At 72.0% G+C, this 15,732-nt stretch carries 18 protein-coding genes; 8 read left to right on the forward strand and 10 right to left on the reverse strand.

Annotated elements, in window-relative coordinates; translation table 11 throughout:
* Nucleotides 1-124: 124 nt before the first annotated feature.
* From tatC to ACX27O_RS10905, 5 genes are all read right to left on the reverse strand, one after another.
* Nucleotides 125-1,075 (reverse strand): twin-arginine translocase subunit TatC, encoded by a 951-nt coding sequence (gene tatC, locus ACX27O_RS10885; protein ID WP_030332936.1) that lies wholly within the window; start codon nt 1,073-1,075, stop codon nt 125-127.
* Between the two features lie 18 nt (nt 1,076-1,093).
* Nucleotides 1,094-1,408 carry a Sec-independent protein translocase subunit TatA gene (gene tatA, locus ACX27O_RS10890; protein WP_210860995.1) on the reverse strand — a complete coding sequence of 105 codons (315 nt, stop codon included), beginning with the start codon at nt 1,406-1,408 and terminating at the stop codon, nt 1,094-1,096.
* 159 nt (nt 1,409-1,567) lie between these two features.
* Nucleotides 1,568-1,813, reverse strand: coding sequence for a hypothetical protein (locus tag ACX27O_RS10895; protein WP_030332934.1), 246 nt, complete (start codon nt 1,811-1,813; stop codon nt 1,568-1,570).
* Between the two features lie 10 nt (nt 1,814-1,823).
* Entirely contained in the window at nt 1,824-2,879 is a 1,056-nt protein-coding gene (locus tag ACX27O_RS10900; RefSeq protein ID WP_458939366.1) for a helix-turn-helix transcriptional regulator, read from the reverse strand.
* Nucleotides 2,876-3,874, reverse strand: a complete 999-nt coding sequence (locus ACX27O_RS10905; protein ID WP_458939367.1) for a helix-turn-helix transcriptional regulator — start codon at nt 3,872-3,874, stop codon at nt 2,876-2,878. The genes ACX27O_RS10900 and ACX27O_RS10905 overlap by 4 nt, the downstream gene beginning before the upstream one ends.
* A gap of 117 nt (nt 3,875-3,991) precedes the next feature.
* Between ACX27O_RS10905 and ACX27O_RS10910 the strand changes: the two genes are divergently transcribed.
* Both ACX27O_RS10910 and ACX27O_RS10915 read left to right on the forward strand, forming a co-directional pair.
* Nucleotides 3,992-4,996: a cation diffusion facilitator family transporter gene (locus ACX27O_RS10910; protein ID WP_458939368.1), complete on the forward strand. Its 1,005-nt coding sequence runs from the start codon at nt 3,992-3,994 to the stop codon at nt 4,994-4,996.
* A 49-nt stretch (nt 4,997-5,045) separates the two neighbouring features.
* Nucleotides 5,046-6,131: a DUF3866 family protein gene (locus ACX27O_RS10915; protein ID WP_030332929.1), complete on the forward strand. Its 1,086-nt coding sequence runs from the start codon at nt 5,046-5,048 to the stop codon at nt 6,129-6,131.
* 108 nt (nt 6,132-6,239) lie between these two features.
* Here the strand turns inward: ACX27O_RS10915 and ACX27O_RS10920 are convergent, their stop codons facing one another.
* The 4 genes from ACX27O_RS10920 to rfbA all read right to left on the reverse strand — a co-directional run bounded on the left by ACX27O_RS10920 (nt 6,240) and on the right by rfbA (nt 9,460).
* Nucleotides 6,240-6,443, reverse strand: coding sequence for a hypothetical protein (locus ACX27O_RS10920; RefSeq protein ID WP_210857777.1), 204 nt, complete (start codon nt 6,441-6,443; stop codon nt 6,240-6,242).
* Between the two features lie 79 nt (nt 6,444-6,522).
* A complete protein-coding gene (gene pafA, locus ACX27O_RS10925; RefSeq protein WP_030332925.1) occupies nt 6,523-7,881 on the reverse strand; it encodes a Pup--protein ligase in 1,359 nt (452 codons plus the stop codon).
* 68 nt (nt 7,882-7,949) lie between these two features.
* On the reverse strand, nt 7,950-8,573 hold the full coding sequence (gene rfbC, locus ACX27O_RS10930) for a dTDP-4-dehydrorhamnose 3,5-epimerase (protein WP_030332924.1): 624 nt from the start codon (nt 8,571-8,573) through the stop codon (nt 7,950-7,952).
* A complete protein-coding gene (rfbA, locus tag ACX27O_RS10935) occupies nt 8,570-9,460 on the reverse strand; it encodes a glucose-1-phosphate thymidylyltransferase RfbA (protein WP_210857778.1) in 891 nt (296 codons plus the stop codon). The genes rfbC and rfbA overlap by 4 nt, the downstream gene beginning before the upstream one ends.
* A gap of 85 nt (nt 9,461-9,545) precedes the next feature.
* Between rfbA and rfbB the strand changes: the two genes are divergently transcribed.
* From rfbB to ACX27O_RS10965, 6 genes are read left to right on the forward strand one after another with little or no spacing between them, the layout of a single operon-like run.
* Nucleotides 9,546-10,547, forward strand: a complete 1,002-nt coding sequence (gene rfbB, locus ACX27O_RS10940) for a dTDP-glucose 4,6-dehydratase (RefSeq protein WP_458939369.1) — start codon at nt 9,546-9,548, stop codon at nt 10,545-10,547.
* Entirely contained in the window at nt 10,544-11,431 is an 888-nt protein-coding gene (gene rfbD, locus ACX27O_RS10945; RefSeq protein WP_030332918.1) for a dTDP-4-dehydrorhamnose reductase, read from the forward strand. Before rfbB ends, rfbD begins: the two co-directional genes overlap by 4 nt.
* On the forward strand, nt 11,428-11,799 hold the full coding sequence (locus ACX27O_RS10950; protein ID WP_458939370.1) for a DUF2304 family protein: 372 nt from the start codon (nt 11,428-11,430) through the stop codon (nt 11,797-11,799). Before rfbD ends, ACX27O_RS10950 begins: the two co-directional genes overlap by 4 nt.
* The gene (locus tag ACX27O_RS10955) at nt 11,792-12,493 is read left to right on the forward strand and encodes a glycosyltransferase family 2 protein (protein WP_030332914.1); all 702 of its coding nucleotides are present in this window, start codon (nt 11,792-11,794) and stop codon (nt 12,491-12,493) included. Before ACX27O_RS10950 ends, ACX27O_RS10955 begins: the two co-directional genes overlap by 8 nt.
* A complete protein-coding gene (locus ACX27O_RS10960) occupies nt 12,490-13,803 on the forward strand; it encodes a polysaccharide biosynthesis protein (RefSeq protein WP_307857843.1) in 1,314 nt (437 codons plus the stop codon). The genes ACX27O_RS10955 and ACX27O_RS10960 overlap by 4 nt, the downstream gene beginning before the upstream one ends.
* Nucleotides 13,800-14,828: a glycosyltransferase family 2 protein gene (locus tag ACX27O_RS10965; RefSeq protein ID WP_030332910.1), complete on the forward strand. Its 1,029-nt coding sequence runs from the start codon at nt 13,800-13,802 to the stop codon at nt 14,826-14,828. The genes ACX27O_RS10960 and ACX27O_RS10965 overlap by 4 nt, the downstream gene beginning before the upstream one ends.
* 61 nt (nt 14,829-14,889) lie before the next feature.
* On the opposite strand, the gene prcA is transcribed toward ACX27O_RS10965, so the two are convergent.
* A complete protein-coding gene (prcA, locus tag ACX27O_RS10970; RefSeq protein WP_030332908.1) occupies nt 14,890-15,711 on the reverse strand; it encodes a proteasome subunit alpha in 822 nt (273 codons plus the stop codon).
* Nucleotides 15,712-15,732 lie beyond the last annotated feature (21 nt).

Genomic DNA, 15,732 nt, shown 5'->3' on the forward strand with positions numbered 1-15,732 from the left:
ACCCGCCGTTTCCCCGGGGCGGCCGCCGTCACCTTCAGTCCCGCCGCCGACGCGGGAGGTGACGCGACGACGCCGCCCCCGGGAACCCGGGGACGGCGTCGGTGGACCGGTCGGCGCGGGGCCGTCAGGTCATGTCGTCGTAGCGGCGCTCGATCGGCGCGGGAGGGGCGACCGGTTCGGGTACGCCGATCGGCGCGGTCGAGTCGACCCGCTGCCCGGCCACGACCGGGTCCGCGTCGAACTCCAACGGCGACACCTCGTCGTCGTCGATGCCGGCGTAGATCTCCTTGCCCCGCCCACGCCGCTTGTCGTTGAGGAACGCGACGCCGACGGCGCCGAAGTAGAGCGCGGAGAGGCAGAGCGCCAACGCGGTCATCCCGAACGGGTCCGGGGTGGGGGTGACCACGGCGGAGAACGCGAAGAACACGAAGATCGCCACCCGCCACCAGCTGAGCAGCCGCTTCGCGCTGGCGATGCCCACGAAGTTGAGCATCAACACGATCAACGGGAACTCGAACGCCACCCCGAACAACAGGATCAGGTTGGTGACGAAGGAGATGTACTTGGTGATCTCCAGGGTGGTGCTGATCTCGCTGTCGGAGATGCTGAGCAGGAACTCCAGGCCCTTGGCCGTGACGAAGTACGCCAGCACCGCACCGGCCGCGAACAGCGGCGCGGCGAGGGCGGTGAAGAAGTACGCGTAGCGTCGCTCGTGCCGGTGCAGGCCGGGCGCGATGAACGCCCAGAGCTGGTAGAGCCAGACCGGTGCGGCCACGATCAACCCGACCCAGAGCGCGACCTTCAGGTTGAGCAGGAACAGGTCGGCGGGGCCGAGCTGCACGAACTCGCACTTGCCGTCGACGAATCTGGCCTGCGGGAGGTCACAGTAGGGCTGCTGGAGCAGGTGCAGCACCGGCTTGGCCAACCACACACCGAGACCGAACCCGATGAGGATCGCCACGGACGCGCGGAAGAGACGGTTACGCAGCTCGCGGACGTGCTCGATGAGCGTCATCGAGCCGTCGGCGGCCCGCTCGAAGCTGCTCGGGCCGCGCTTACGCAGGGCGAAGGCCACGGGAGTGGGGCCCTTCGGTCAGTTGTCGCGGACGCGGTGCACCGGGTCGACGACCGGCTGCTGCGGCGGGGCCTGCTGGTACGGGGCCTGCTGCGGCTGACCGGCGTACGGCGCCTGCTGCCCGGTGTGCGGCGGCAGCGGCTGGTAGGCGGCCTGCGCGTCGGCCTTCTCGGCGAGGTCGCGGTCGTCGTCCTGCAGGCTCTTCGTCTCGGCCTTGATGATCCGCAGCGACCGACCCAGCGACCGGGCCGCGTCAGGGAGCCGCTTCGCACCGAAGAGCAGGATCAGCACAACCACGAGAACAGCGATGTGCCACGGCTTGAGGGCACCCATGAGAAGCTCCAGTCGCTCTGTGTCCGAGGGGTGGTACGCAGCCCATCGTACGTGCGGATCGGCTGCCCGCCACCCGTTGGGTAGTGGTGGTTTGGCCGGGAGGGTGAAGTCTTGACCAACCCACGATGATCCGTCAACCACCACCAGGTGCGGGCCCGATCAGCCGCGCTTGGCCTTGATCACCGCGAGCCGTCGGGAGGTGGTGTCGAGCCGACGTTGGACGTCCTCGGCGCGTTGTTGCAGCGCCTCGGCGGTGTCCCGCAGCGCCTCGGCCTCGGCGGCACGCCGCTGCAACGCCACGGCCGCGCGGCGCAGCTGGGGCAACCGGGCCAGCACCGGGCGCACGGCCAGCGCGAGCACCACGAGGGGCAGCAGCACCACCGCGAGGACGATCCAGATCAGCACGGCGGTCAGCCTACTGGGTGCGGCCGGCCACCGCCGGGTCGCCCGCCGGCGCGCGCTCCGCGTCGACCTCGGACGGTCGGGGCACCGCCGGGGGCGCGGGCACGGCGTACGCGTCCAACGCGGCGGCGGCCGTCGCCCGCACCTGCTCGGCCAACTCGACCGGGGCGACCACCGTCACCTCCGGGCCGAGACCCAGCACGAACCGGCGGGCCCAGCCCAGGTCGGTGACCCGCAGGGAGACGAGCCACTGGTCGCCGTCGCCGGCCTCGACCCGCTCGCACGGGTAGTACTCGGTGATCCACCGCTCGCCCCGGCCGATCCGCAGGGTGATCAGCGGCAGGTCGGCCGTCGGGCGGAACACGCCCTCGGTGAGGTCGTGCGGCACGGCCTGCGGCGGCACCGTGGCCGGCTCGTCCAACTCGGTGGTCGCGTCGATCCGGTCGGCGCGGAACAGCCGGACGGCCTCCGCACGCCGGCACCACGCCTCCACGTACGCCCGGCCGCCGACCATGAGCATCCGCAGCGGGTCGATGACGCGCTCGGTGGTCTCGTCCCGGGCGGCCGTGTAGTAGGTGATCCGCAGGGCCTTCCCGCCCTCGACGGCGGCGCGCAGCGCCTCGACCCGCGGGGTGTCTCCGGGCAACCGGACCGCCACCGGGGCGCCCACCAGGTCGCCCGCGGCCTCGATCTTGGCCAGAGCCCGTTCGACGGCCTCCCGGTTGGCCACCCCGGGCGTCTCGGCCAGCATCCGCAGCGCCACCACCAGAGCGAGGGCCTCGTCGGGCGTCAGCCGCAACGGCCGGTCGATGCCGGCGTCGTAGGTGATGGTCACCCGGTCACCGTCGAACGCCATGTCGATGAGGTCACCGGGGCCGTACCCGGGCAGCCCGCACACCCAGAGCAGCTCCAGGTCCTCCCGGAGCTGGCGCTCGGTGACGCCCAGGTCACCGGCCGCCTCGGCGATCTCGATGCCGGGCCGGGCCAGCAGGTAGGGCACCAGGTTGAGCAGTCGGGCCAGCCGGTCGGCGGACGCGCGGGAACCGGTGCGGGCGGCCGGGCGGGTCACCGGGCACCTCCGCCCACGGCCAGCTCGTCGTGGCGCACGGCGATCTCCTTGAGTCGTTGGATGACCGCCTCGCGGACCTCCGGCGGGTCCAGCACCCGCACGTCCGGGCCGTAGCCGACGAGATGACCGGCCAACCCGTCCGGCTCCGCGTACGGCAGGACCAGCCGGTCGCCGTCCGGACCGGCGGTCACCTCCAGCGCCCAGCGGCGCAGCCCGGCGGCCCGTCCCGGCGCGGCCAGCACCGTGGCCCGGCCGGTGCGCTCCACCGGACCCGACCAGCGGGCCACGTGGCTGATCAGGTCGACGTTGGCGGGAGGCTCGTACGCGCCGGGGGCGCCGGTCACCCGGACCGCGCCGACGACCCGGGACAGCCGGAAGCAGCGGGTCGCCTCCCGGTCCTGGTCGTGGCCGACCACATACCACCGGCCGCGCCAGCAGACGACGCCCCACGGTTGCAGTCGCCGCCGACTGGGCGCGTCGCGGTCGGGCACCCGGTAGTCGAACCCCACCTCGCGGCGGTCGCGCGCGGCGGCGGTCAGCGGCGCGAACGCCGGGTCGACGGTGACCATCGGCTCCAGGCCGAGGGTCGCCTGCGGGTCCACGTCCACCCCGGCGGCGCGCAGCTTGGCCAGCCCGGACGACGCGGCGGCGGCCAGCCCGGCGTGCTGCCACAGCCGTGCGGCGATGCCGACCGCGGCGGCCTCGTCCGGTTCGAGGAGGATGTCGGGCAGCGCGTACTCGCGGTGGGCGATCCGGTAGCCGGGCTCGGCGTCGAAGGCGCTCGCCGTGCCGGTCTCCAGTGGGACACCCAAATCGCGCAGCTCGGCCTTGTCCCGTTCGAACTTGCGCTGGAACGCCTCGTGGTCGCGCGCGTCGTCAGGATCGTGCTCGTAACCGGGCACGGTCGCGGCGATCTGCGCGGCGGTCAGGAACCGTCGCGTGGACAGCAGGCAGATCACCAGGTTGACCAGGCGTTCGGTGCGGGTCCGCGACACGCGGTAGACGCTAGCAGCCGACGCGCCCACACCGTGCACCCACGCGGGCGTGCCGCACACATGTTCGGATCGGGTCTCCCCCGGCGCGTCGCCGTCCGCGGTCATAGGGTGATCCTCATGTCGGCACCGGAGGCCAGGCCCGCGAGCGAGAGCGTCGGCACCGTCGTCGTCGCCGGCGCCGCCAACCTCGCCATCGCGGTGGCCAAACTGATCGCCGGGGTGATCTCCGGATCCGCCGCGATGCTCTCCGAGGCGGCGCACTCGGTGGCCGACACCACCACCGAGGTGCTGCTCTTCCAGGCGCTGCGCCGCGGCGCCCGCCCGGCCGACCAGCGACACCCCTTCGGGTACGGCAAGGAGAGCTACGTCTGGGCGTTCTTCGCGGCGATGTTCACGTTCGTCGCGGGCGCCGGTTTCGCCGTCACCCACGGCGTCACCACGATCCTGGTGCACAAGCACAGCGGCGACTACCTGATCTCGTACATCGTGCTCGCTGTGTCGTTCGTCATCGAGTCGATCTCCCTGGCCCGCGCGGTGCGCCAGGTCCGCCGCGAGTCGCGACGCTGGCGGACCACGCCTCGGCGGTTTCTGCGGCTGACCGCCGACACCACCGTCAAGGCGGTCTTCCTGGAGGACAGCGCGGCCCTGATCGGTCTGGTGCTGGCCGGGCTCGGCGTCGGTCTGTCGCACGCCACCGGCGACGAGGTGTGGGACGGCGTGGCGTCGATCCTGATCGGCCTGCTGCTGCTGACCGTCGCCGGGATCCTCGCCAGCAACAACCTGTCGCTGCTGGTCGGCCGGGCCGTGCCGGAACGGCTGCGCCGCGAGATCGAGCAGGAGCTGGCCGGGCTGCCCGAGGTGGAGCGCATCGACACCCTGTTGACCATGCAGCTCGGCCCGGACGACATCCTGGTCGCCGCGAAGGTCGACTTCCGCGACGAGGCCACCGGCGCGCAGATCGAGACCGCCGCCGACGAGGCCGAACGACGGCTCACCGGCCGCTACCCGGAGATCCGGTTCGTCTTCCTCGACCCCACCCGCTCGCTGCCCGGGGCCACCGGCACCGCCCGGCACACCCAGGCCCGACCGAGCCCGGACGCCGGCGGCGCCGAGTCCACCTGAACCGCACCCGGGCGCGGGCCGCCGGGCCCGCGCGGCTAGCGTGCCCGTCATGGTGCGATGGCGTACGGGGACGGTGGCGACGCTGCGACGGCAGTGGACCGGGGCGGTGGAGCTGGACGTGGACCTGCCCGACGGCACACGGATGCGCGCGCTGGCCTACCCGGAGCTGGTCGGCACGCCCGAGCCGGGCGACCGGGTGCTGCTCAACGCCGGCGCGCTGCTGATGGGGTTGGGCACCGGCGGGTACGCCCTGGTGGTCGCCCTGCCGGACCGGCTGCCCCCGGACCCGCCGGAGGTCGCCGACACCCGCGACGCCGGGCACCTGGTGAAGGCCCGCTACACCCCGTTGCAGCCGATCCTGCTCGGTGTCGACGAGGAGGCGTCCCCGCACCGCGACGTGCTGGCCGACGCGGACGACCTGGGCGGCCTGCCGGTGGTCACCGCCGATCTGCACTCGGCGCTGCCGGCGATCCTGGCCGGCATCCGGGCCGACGCCCCGCGGGCGCGGGTGGCGTACCTGCTCACCGACGGTGGCGCGCTGCCCGCCTGGTTCTCCCGCACCCTCGCCGGGCTGCGGTCCGAGCTGGTCGGCACGATCACGGTCGGGCAGGCGTTCGGCGGCGACCTGGAGGCCACCACAGTGCACGGCGGTCTGCTCGCCGCCCGGCACGTGCTCCACGCGGACCTGGCGATCGTGGCTCAGGGGCCCGGCAACCTGGGCACCGGCACCCGCTGGGGTTTCTCCGGCGTCGCGGTCGGCGAGGCGGTCAACGCGGTCGCCACGCTGGGCGGGCGGCCGGTCGGGTCGTTGCGCATCTCCGACGCCGACCCCCGTCCCCGGCACCGGGGCGTGTCACACCACAGCCTCACCGCGTACGGCCGGGTGGCGCTCGCCCCGGCGGAGCTGGTGGTGCCCGAGGACCTGGCCCCGTCGCTCGCGGCCGAGGTGCACGCGGCGCTGGCGCCCCTGGCGGCCCGGCACAAGATCGTGCGGGTAGGCACCGACGGTCTCGACGCCGCGCTGCGGGCCAGCGTCGTGCCGCTGTCCACCATGGGCCGTGGCCTCGACGCCGACCACGCCTACTTCCTGTCCGCAGCCGCCGCCGGCCGCCACGCCACAACCCTCCTCCCCTGATCGGCCCGGCCCGGCCCTGGTGATCATGAAGTGCCCGCCGCCTCGGCGTGTCGGGGCAACAACTTCATGATCAACGCGGGCGACGGCGCGGGGCCGGAGCGCTGGGGGTTAGGCGAGGAAGATCAGGGCCAGCCAGCCGCCCACGATGAGGGCCAGGGCCAGGGCCAGCACCCAGGTCGGCACCGTGTAGTCACCGCGCCGGTTACGGTCGATCTCGGCGCGGATCTTCTCCCGCCGGCGTTCGATCCAGTTCTGCCGCTCGGTGCCGCGCTCGGGGCGCTCGGAACGGTCGGAAGGTCCAGAAGTCGTCATGGCGCGCTCAGCTTAACCGCTCGGCGCGCCGGGCCGACCGGCCCCGTCGGCGCAGCGCACCGCCGGGGCCGGTAACCCGTCACATGCTGGCGATCAGTCGCTCCACCCGCTCGTCGTACGCCCGGAACGGGTCCTTGCACAACACGGTGCGCTGCGCCTGGTCGTTGAGCTTCAGGTGCACCCAGTCGACGGTGAAGTCGCGGCGCTTCTCCTGGGCGTGCCGGATGAACTCGCCCCGCAGCCGGGCCCGGGTGGTCTGCGGCGGGGTCTCCTTGGCCTCGAAGATCTCCGGGTCGGTGGCCACCCGGTCGACGTCACCGCGGCGCTCCAGCAGCCCGTAGAGGCCCCGGCCGCGACGCACGTCGTGGTAGGCCAGGTCCATCTGCGCCACCCGGGGGTGCGACAACGGCAGATCGTGCTTGCGCTGGTAGCGCTCGATCAACCGCAGCTTGCTGACCCAGTCGATCTCCCGGGAGACCGGTTCCAGGTCACCGGTCTCCACCGCGTTGAGCACCCGCCCCCACAGCTCGACGACCCGCTTGGCGGCCTGGTCGCCGCCGCGCCGCTCGACGAACTCGGTGGCCTTGGCGAGGTATTCCTGCTGGATGTCGAGGGCGCTGACCTCCTTGCCGTTGGCCAGCCGCACCTTGCGCCGCCCGGTGATGTCGTGCGACACCTCCCGGATGGCCCGGATCGGGTTCTCCAGGGACAGGTCGCGCATCACCACCCCGGCCTCGATCATCCGCAGCACGATGTCGGCGGTGCCGACCTTGAGCAGCGTGGTGACCTCGTTCATGTTGGAGTCACCGACGATCACGTGCAGCCGCCGGTAGCGCTCGGCGTCGGCGTGCGGCTCGTCGCGGGTGTTGATGATCGGGCGGCTGCGGGTGGTCGCCGAGGAGACGCCCTCCCAGATGTGCTCGGCCCGCTGCGAGAGGCAGTAGACCGCGCCGCGTGGGGTCTGCAGGACCTTGCCGGCGCCGCAGATCAACTGCCGGGTCACCAGGAACGGGATGAGCACGTCGGCGAGCCGGCCGAACTCGCCGTGCCGGGAGACCAGGTAGTTCTCGTGGCACCCGTACGAGTTGCCGGCCGAGTCGGTGTTGTTCTTGAACAGGTAGATCTCACCCGCGATGCCCTCGTCGTGCAGCCGCTTCTCCGCGTCGACGAGCAGGCCCTCCAGGATCCGCTCGCCGGCCCGGTCGTGGGCGACCAGATCGGTCACCGAGTCGCACTCCGGTGTCGCGTACTCCGGATGCGACCCGACGTCCAGGTAGAGCCGGGCCCCATTGCGCAGGAAGACGTTGCTCGACCGACCCCAGGACACCACGCGCCGGAACAGATACCGCGCGACCTCGTCCGGGGACAGCCGCCGCTGCCCGCGATAGGTGCAGGTGACGCCGTACTCGGTCTCGAGGCCGAAGATTCGCCGCTCCATGGTGTGACATTAGCCGCCTGGGGGCCCGGTTCGTCACTGTCAGACCACAGGTCGTGCCCCGAGCGCTGTCACATACCGGTTGAGTGCGACATTCCGTCCGGGCCGAGGCTCGCCACGAACCGCCGGCAGCTGTCGTACTCCGGGAGCAGACCCCGCTCGCGCGCCTGGGCGAGGGTCGGCGCCGCGTCGTCGCGCGCGGACAGCAACGGAACCTCCGCCGGCCACTCGATGCCCAACTCCTCGTCCAGCGGGTGCACCGCGTGCTCGCCGGTCGGGTTGTAGGTGGCCGAGCAGAGATAGCTCAACGTCGCGTCGTCGGTCAACGCGCAGAACCCGTGCCCCAGCCCCTCGCTGAGGTAGACCGCCCGACGGTCGGTGTCGTCCAGCCGGACGCCCTCCCACCGGCCGAAGGTCGGCGAACCCACCCGCAGGTCCACGATCACGTCGAGGACCGCGCCCCGCACACAGGTCACGTACTTGGCCTGCCCGGGCGGGACATCGGCGAAGTGCACGCCGCGCACCACGCCACGCGCGGACACCGACAGGTTGGCCTGGGCCAGTCGCAGCGGATGCCCCACCGCCTCGGCGAGCTTGTCGAAGCGGTACCACTCCATGAACATGCCACGCGGGTCACCGTGCTGCTGGGGGGTGATCTCCCAGGCGCCCTCGATGCCCAACTCCCGGATCTTCACCAGGAACCCCCGTCGCGCTCAGCCTGCTCGCTGAGCAGCCGGAGCAGGTAGTCGCCGTAGCCGCTCTTGGTCAGCGGCTCGGCCAGCGCGCGCAGCTGCGCGTCGTCGATCAGGCCGGCCCGCCAGGCGACCTCCTCGACACAACCGATCTTGAGGCCCTGCCGTTCCTCGACCACCCGGACGAACTCGGCGGCCTGCATCATCGAGGTGAACGTGCCGGTGTCCAGCCAGGCGGTGCCCCGATCCAGCACCGTCACCGACAGTTCGCCCCACTCCCGGTACGCCTCGTTGACCGCCGTGATCTCCAGCTCGCCGCGCGCGCTCGGGGTGAGCTTGCGCGCGATGTCGACCACCCGGTTGTCGTAGAAGTACAGGCCGGGCACCGCGAACCGGGACTTCGGCCGGGCCGGCTTCTCCTCGATCGAGAGCACCCGGCCATCGGCGTCGAAGTCGACCACGCCGTACTCCTGCGGGTTGGCCACCTGATAGGCGAACACCCGCCCGCCGACCAGGTCACCGTGGTCGGCGAGCTGCCGTCCCAGGCCCACACCGTGGAAGATGTTGTCGCCGAGGACCAGCGCCACCGACGCGTCGCCGATGAAGTCCGCGCCGAGGATGAACGCCTGCGCGATGCCCTCCGGGCGTTCCTGGCTGGCGTACTCCAGCCGCAGCCCGAACTGGCTGCCGTCGCCGAGCAGGCGACGGAACTGGTCCTGGTCGTCCGGAGTCGTGATCACCAGGATCTCCCGGACCCCGGCCATCACCAGGGTGGAGAGCGGGTAGTAGATCATCGGCTTGTCGAAGACCGGCATCAGCTGCTTCGAGACCGCCCGGGTGATCGGCCAGAGCCGGGACCCGGTGCCGCCGGCAAGTAGGATTCCGCGCACCGGGGAAGCCTAGCCGCACCCGGACAGGTTGTGCGGGGGTCGCATACCGGGCTTAGCGCCACCCGTCGCGTATACTTCCGGACCCGTGAGGATCCTCGTCACCGGCGGAGCCGGATTCATCGGGTCGGAGTACGTCCGCCTGCTGCTGGGCAAGCCCCTCGGCGGCGCCGACGGCGTGCCGCCGCTCGAGCCGGCCGCCGTGACCGTCCTGGACAAGCTGACCTACTCGGGCAACCTCGCCAACCTCGCGCCCGTCCGCGACGACCCGCGACTGCGGTTCGTGCAGGGCGACATCTGCGACCCGGTCGTGGTCGACGAGGTCGTCGCCGGGCACGACGTGATCGTGCACTTCGCCGCCGAGTCACACGTGGACCGCTCGATCGCCGGCGCCGCGCCGTTCGTCACCACCAACGTGCTGGGCACCCAGACGCTGCTCGACGCGGCGCTGCGCCACGGCACCGGACGATTCGTGCACGTCTCCACCGACGAGGTCTACGGCTCGATTGACGAGGGCTCCTGGACCGAGACCTGGCCCCTGGCCCCCAACTCGCCGTACTCGGCGTCCAAGGCCGGCTCCGACCTGCTGGCGCTGTCGTACCACCGCACCCACGGCATGGACGTGGTCGTCACCCGCTGCTCCAACAACTACGGCCCGTACCAGTTCCCCGAGAAGGTCATCCCGCTGTTCGTCACCAACCTCCTCGACGGCGGCACCGTCCCCCTCTACGGCGACGGTGGCAACATCCGCGACTGGCTGCACGTGCACGACCACTGCCGCGGCATCGCCCTCGTGCAGCAGAAGGGCCGCGCCGGCGAGGTCTACAACATCGGCGGCGGCACCGAACTGACCAACAAGCAACTCACCGGTCTGCTCCTGGACGCCTGCGACGCCGGATGGGACCGGGTCGTCCCGGTCACCGACCGCAAGGGCCACGACCGCCGGTACTCGCTCGACATCACCAAGATCAGCGAAGAGCTCGGTTACCACCCCAGCATCACCCTGGACCAGGGCCTCGCTGACACCGTCCGCTGGTATCAGGACAACCGCACGTGGTGGGAACCCCTCAAGTCCGCCCCGGCCGCATGACCCGAATCCTCGTCACCGGCGCGGGCGGAATGCTCGGCCGGGACCTGGTCACCGTGCTGGGAGCACGACCCGACCTCAAGGTGACCGCCGCCACCCGCGCCGACCTGAACGTCACCGACCGCGCGGCGGTGGACGCCGCCGTCGCCGGGCACGACCTGGTGATCAACGCGGCGGCCTGGACCAACGTCGACGCCGCCGAAGCCGACGAGGCCGCGGCGACCGCCGTCAACGGAGGCGCCGTGACCAACCTGGCCGCGGCCTGCGCCGCCGACGGAACCCGACTGATCCAGGTCTCCACCGACTACGTCCTCGCCGGCAACGCGGACACCCCCTACCCGGAGGACGCGCCCACCGCGCCGGTCAACGCGTACGGCCGCAGCAAACTCGTCGGCGAACAGGCCGTCGCGCGCCTCCTGCCCGACACCGGGTACGTGGTACGCACCGCCTGGCTGTACGGCGCCCACGGCCCGAACTTCGTGGCCACCATGCTCCAACTCGCCGCCCACCGCGACCACCTCGACGTGGTCGACGACCAACACGGCCAACCCACCTGGTCCTACGCGCTCGCCCAACGACTCGTCGCGCTCGCCGACGCGGCAGTGGCCGGCAACGCGCCGCCCGGCGTCTACCACGGCACCTGCACCGGGCAGACAACCTGGTACGGGTTGGCCCGCGCCACATTCACGCTGGCCGGGCTGGACCCGGACCGCATTCGACCCACCACCAGCGACCGGTATCCGCGTCCCGCCCCCCGGCCTGCGTACAGTGTGCTAGGGCACAGCCGCTGGGCAGCCGTGGGTCTGCCCCCGCTTCCGGACTGGCACAGCGCCCTGGTTGACGCGTTCCACTCCCCCGCTCCACCCGCCCCGTGGAAGGTCGCATGAAGCTCACCCTCGTCACCGGCCTGACCGGCCTGCTGCTCCTCGGCACCATCGTCGAGCTGCTGCGCCGCCGTCAGCTGCGCGAGAAGTACGGCATGCTCTGGCTCGCCGTACTGGTCGTCGTGATCCCGCTGTCCCTGTTCCCCCGGCTGCTCGACAACGTCGCCGAACTCCTCGGCGTCGCCTCCGGCGTCAGCCTGGTGCTCTTCCTCGGCATCGTCTTCCTGCTGCTCGTGTGCGTGCACCTGAGCTGGGAGGTCAGCGCACTCGAAGAAGAGACCCGCACCCTGGCCGAGGACTTCGCCCTGCTGCGCGCAGAGATCGACGCGGACCGGGCGGGCCGTGACGAACTGGTGTCGACCGATGGTTAACGGCAAACGCACACTGATCATCATCCCGGCGCTCAACGAGTCCGGTTCGATCGCCGACGTCGTCGGCGAGGTCCGCGGCGAACTGCCCGGCGTCGACGTGCTCGTCGTCGACGACGGCTCCACCGACCGCACCGCCGCCGTCGCCACCGCCGCCGGCGCCACAGTCGCGAAACTGCCGTACAACCTCGGCGTCGGCGGGGCCATGCGCCTGGGCTACCGCTACGCCCGCGACCACAACTACGACGTCGCCATCCAGATCGACGCCGACGGCCAGCACGACCCCCGGTACGTGCCGAAGCTCGTCGACCTGCTCGACGACAACGACCTCGTCATCGGCGCCCGCTTCGCCGGCGAGGGCGACTACACCGTCCGCGGCCCCCGCCGCTGGGCGATGGTGATGCTCTCCGCCGTGCTGTCCCGGGTCGCCCACACCAAGCTCACCGACACCACGTCCGGCTTCCGCGCCGCCAACCGGCGGGTCATCGACATGTTCGCCACCTGGTACCCGGCCGAATACCTCGGCGACACCGTGGAGACCCTGGTCCACACCGCCCGCCGCGGATACCGCATCCGGCAGGTGCCCGTCGCCATGCGCAAACGGATGGCCGGCACACCCAGCCACTCCCCCGCCCGGGCGATGATCTACCTCGGCCGCGCGTTCGCCGTCCTCACGCTGGCCCTCATTCGCCGGTGATCCGTCGCCTGCTGCGCCTGATCCCGCCCGGCACCATCGCTGTTGGTGCCGGGCTGGGCCTTCTCGGCCTCGCCTCCTACGTGCACCTCGCGGTCGCCGGCCACAGCCTCAGCACCGCCGACTACTCCGCCCTGTCGGTGCTCTGGTCGATCGTGTTCACCCTCGGCATCGGCGTGTTCATGCCGATCGAACAGGAAGTCGCCCGGATCGTCGCCGCCCGGCACAGCCAGGGGCTGCCCCCGGGACCGGTGCTGGCCCGCGGCGTCACCGTCGCCGCCGTGCTGCTCGCCGTGCTGGTGTCCGCCGTCACCATCGGCCGCCAGCCGCTCGCCGACAAGCTCTTCGCCGGCGACGGCAACCTGGTCACCGTGCTCATCGGCGCACTCGCCGCGATGGCCGTCGCCTACGCCACCCGCGGCGTCCTCTCCGGCCTGCAACTGTTCCCCTGGTACGGCACCCAACTCGGGATCGACGGCGGCCTGCGCATCATCATGGTCGCCCTGCTCGGGCTGGCCGGGGTCACCTCCCCCGTCTGGTACGGGCTCGTACTCGTCGCCGCCCCGCTGGTCAGCGTCCTGGTCACCCTGCCACCGGTGCTGCGCGCCATCGGCGCCGGCCCGCCGGTCGCCTGGGCCACCCTGCTGCGCGGCCTCGGCCTGCTCACCGCCTCCAGCCTGCTCTCCCAGGTCGTGGTGAACATCGGCGTGATCAACGTGCAACTACTCGCGCCCTCCGACGCGGCAGCCGCCGGCGCGCTCCTGAGCGCCCTCGTGCTGGTCCGCATCCCCCTGTTCGTCTTCGGCTCCCTCCAGGCGTCACTACTGCCCGGCCTGGCCACCACCGCCACCACCGGCGACCAGGCCGGCTTCCACAGCCTGCTGCGCCGGGCACTCGGCATCGTCACCGCCCTCGGCCTCGCCGGCGCCCTCGGCGCCGTGCTGCTCGGCCCGTGGCTGGTCGGCGCCCTCTTCGACGCACCCGGCGTTCTCGGCCACGCCGACTTCGCCTGGTTGGCCGCCGCCACCCTCGCCTACCTGTGGGCGATGGTCCTCGGCCAGGCCCTGCTCGCCCTCGACCGGCACCGCGCCCAGGCGCTCGCCTGGACCGCCGGCGTCGCCGCCCTGATCGCCGTCACGCTGATCCCCGCCCCGGTCACCCTGCGAGTCGAGTTGGCGTACACCATCGGGTCCGTCATCGTGGCCGCCACCATGGCGACACTGCTGCTGCGCGGCGGCGCCCACCGACCCACCACCCCCACCCGGCCGCTCGCCGAGGCCGCCGCCCCTGCCGCATCCGGAGGCATCCGATGACCCGCCCACAGGTGACCGCGGTCATGCTCGCCTACGGCGCCGAGCCGTACCTGGTCGACGCCGCCCACGCCGTCCTCGCCAGCACCGACGTCGACATCGAACTGGTCGTCGTCGACAACGGTTGCACCGGCGACGGCATCGACATCGTCAAGGGCTTCCCCCAGGTGCGCGTCGTCCGCCCCGAGCAGAACACCGGCTACTCCGGCGGCTGCCGGATCGGCGCCGCCGAGGCCACCGGAGACTGGCTCGCCTTCGTCAACTCCGACGCCATCGTCGCCCCCGACGCCCTCGCCAAGACGGTGGCGGTCGCCGCCGAACCCGGCGTCGGCGCCGCGATGGCCTCCATCCGGCTCGCCGACACCCCCGAACTGATCAACACCGCCGGCAACCCGCTGCACTTCACCGGCCTGTCCTGGGCCGGCGGCAACGGCGAACCGGCCACCGCCCACGCCGTCCGCACCAGAGTCCCGTCACTCAGCGGCTGCTGCTTCGTGATCAGCCGGCAGCGCTGGCAGGAGCTCGACGGCTTCGCCGAAGAGTACTTCGCCTACCACGAGGACACCGAGCTGAGCCTGCGGCTCTGGCAACGCGGCCTGCGCCTGGAGTACGTCCCCGACGCCGTCGTCCGCCACCACTACGAGTTCTCCCGCAACGACCTGAAGCTCTACCTGGTCGAACGCAACCGGCTGGTCACCCTGCTCACCGCCTACCAGACCCGCACCCTGGTGCTGCTCGCCCCGATGCTGCTGCTCACCGAAGCCGCCATGCTCGCCGCCGCGCTCGCCGGTGGCTGGACCCGGCAGAAGACCCGCGGCTGGGGCTGGCTGTGGCGCAACAGATCCTGGGTGGGTGCCCGCCGCCGTCAACTCCAGGCCGAACGGACCGTACCCGACGGGGTGATCGCCGAGCTGATGACCGCCCGGGTCGCCCCCTCGAACGTCGACTCACCCCCCGGCATGGGCGTCTTCAACGCGGTCGCCGCCGGCTACTGGGCCCTCGCCCGGCCGCTGCTCCCCCGCCGCTGACCCACCACACGACAGCGCCGGGGCCCGCTCACGCGGACCCCGGCGCTTCTTGCTCACACGATCAACTGTCGGCCTGCCCCGGTCGATCCTCCAGGTCCGCGGAGCCCGCCGAACTGGTCGGCTTGCCCGCCTCCCCGGTCGGCACGCTCGGCGTCTCCGGCAGGTCACTCGCCGGCGGTGCCGCCTTCCCGTCCAGCAACGCGGTCAGCGCGGCCCCGGTGATCCGCCGGAACGTCCGGCCGACCCGTTGACGGTCCAGCACCGCCACCTCGAGCTGGTTCGCGGCGATCGTCCGAGCGGCGCCGCCCTCCCCACCGACGCTGCTGAGCGCCTGCACCGCGACCTTCACCGCCTCACCGAGCGACATGTCCGGCCGGTGGTTGGACTTCAGCACACCGGTGATGGCCTCAGCCTGACCACCCATCGCCATCCGCCCCGGCTCGTCATTGACCGAACCGTCGTAGGTGAGCCGGTACAACTCGTCATCGGCGGGGGTGGCCCCGACCTCCGCCACACAGATCTCCACCTCGAACGGCTTCGACTGCTCGGTGAAGATCGCACCAAGGGTCTGCGCGAACGCGTTGGCCAGGGCCCGACCGGTGACGTCCCGGCGGTCGTAGCTGAGCCCGTTCAGGTCGGCCATCCGCACGCCGGCCCGCCGCAGGTTCTCGAACTCGTTGTACCGGCCGACCGCGGCGAAGCCGATCCGGTCGTAGATCTCACTGACCTTGTGCAGGGCGCTGGAGAGGTTCTCCGCGACGAAGAGCACCCCGCCGGAGTAGCTCAGGACCACGGCGCTGCGCCCGCGAGCGATGCCCTTACGGGCCAACTCGGAGCGGTCACGCATGATCTGTTCGGGCGAGGCGTAGAACTGCATGGCCACGGCGGCGGTTCTCCTAACGGG

Source organism: Micromonospora sp. SD19 (assembly GCF_054462275.1).

What these genes read in the sequence shown, in the direction of transcription:
- pafA (WP_030332925.1), bottom strand. Translation starts at nt 7,881, where the DNA reads ATGGAGCGGCGAATCTTCGGCCTCGAGACCGAGTACGGCGTCACCTGC.
- tatA (WP_210860995.1), bottom strand. Translation starts at nt 1,408, where the DNA reads ATGGGTGCCCTCAAGCCGTGGCACATCGCTGTTCTCGTGGTTGTGCTG.
- ACX27O_RS10965 (WP_030332910.1), top strand. Translation starts at nt 13,800, where the DNA reads ATGACCCGCCCACAGGTGACCGCGGTCATGCTCGCCTACGGCGCCGAG.
- ACX27O_RS10920 (WP_210857777.1), bottom strand. Translation starts at nt 6,443, where the DNA reads ATGACGACTTCTGGACCTTCCGACCGTTCCGAGCGCCCCGAGCGCGGC.
- ACX27O_RS10955 (WP_030332914.1), top strand. Translation starts at nt 11,792, where the DNA reads ATGGTTAACGGCAAACGCACACTGATCATCATCCCGGCGCTCAACGAG.
- ACX27O_RS10910 (WP_458939368.1), top strand. Translation starts at nt 3,992, where the DNA reads ATGTCGGCACCGGAGGCCAGGCCCGCGAGCGAGAGCGTCGGCACCGTC.
- ACX27O_RS10950 (WP_458939370.1), top strand. Translation starts at nt 11,428, where the DNA reads ATGAAGCTCACCCTCGTCACCGGCCTGACCGGCCTGCTGCTCCTCGGC.
- rfbD (WP_030332918.1), top strand. Translation starts at nt 10,544, where the DNA reads ATGACCCGAATCCTCGTCACCGGCGCGGGCGGAATGCTCGGCCGGGAC.
- ACX27O_RS10915 (WP_030332929.1), top strand. Translation starts at nt 5,046, where the DNA reads ATGGTGCGATGGCGTACGGGGACGGTGGCGACGCTGCGACGGCAGTGG.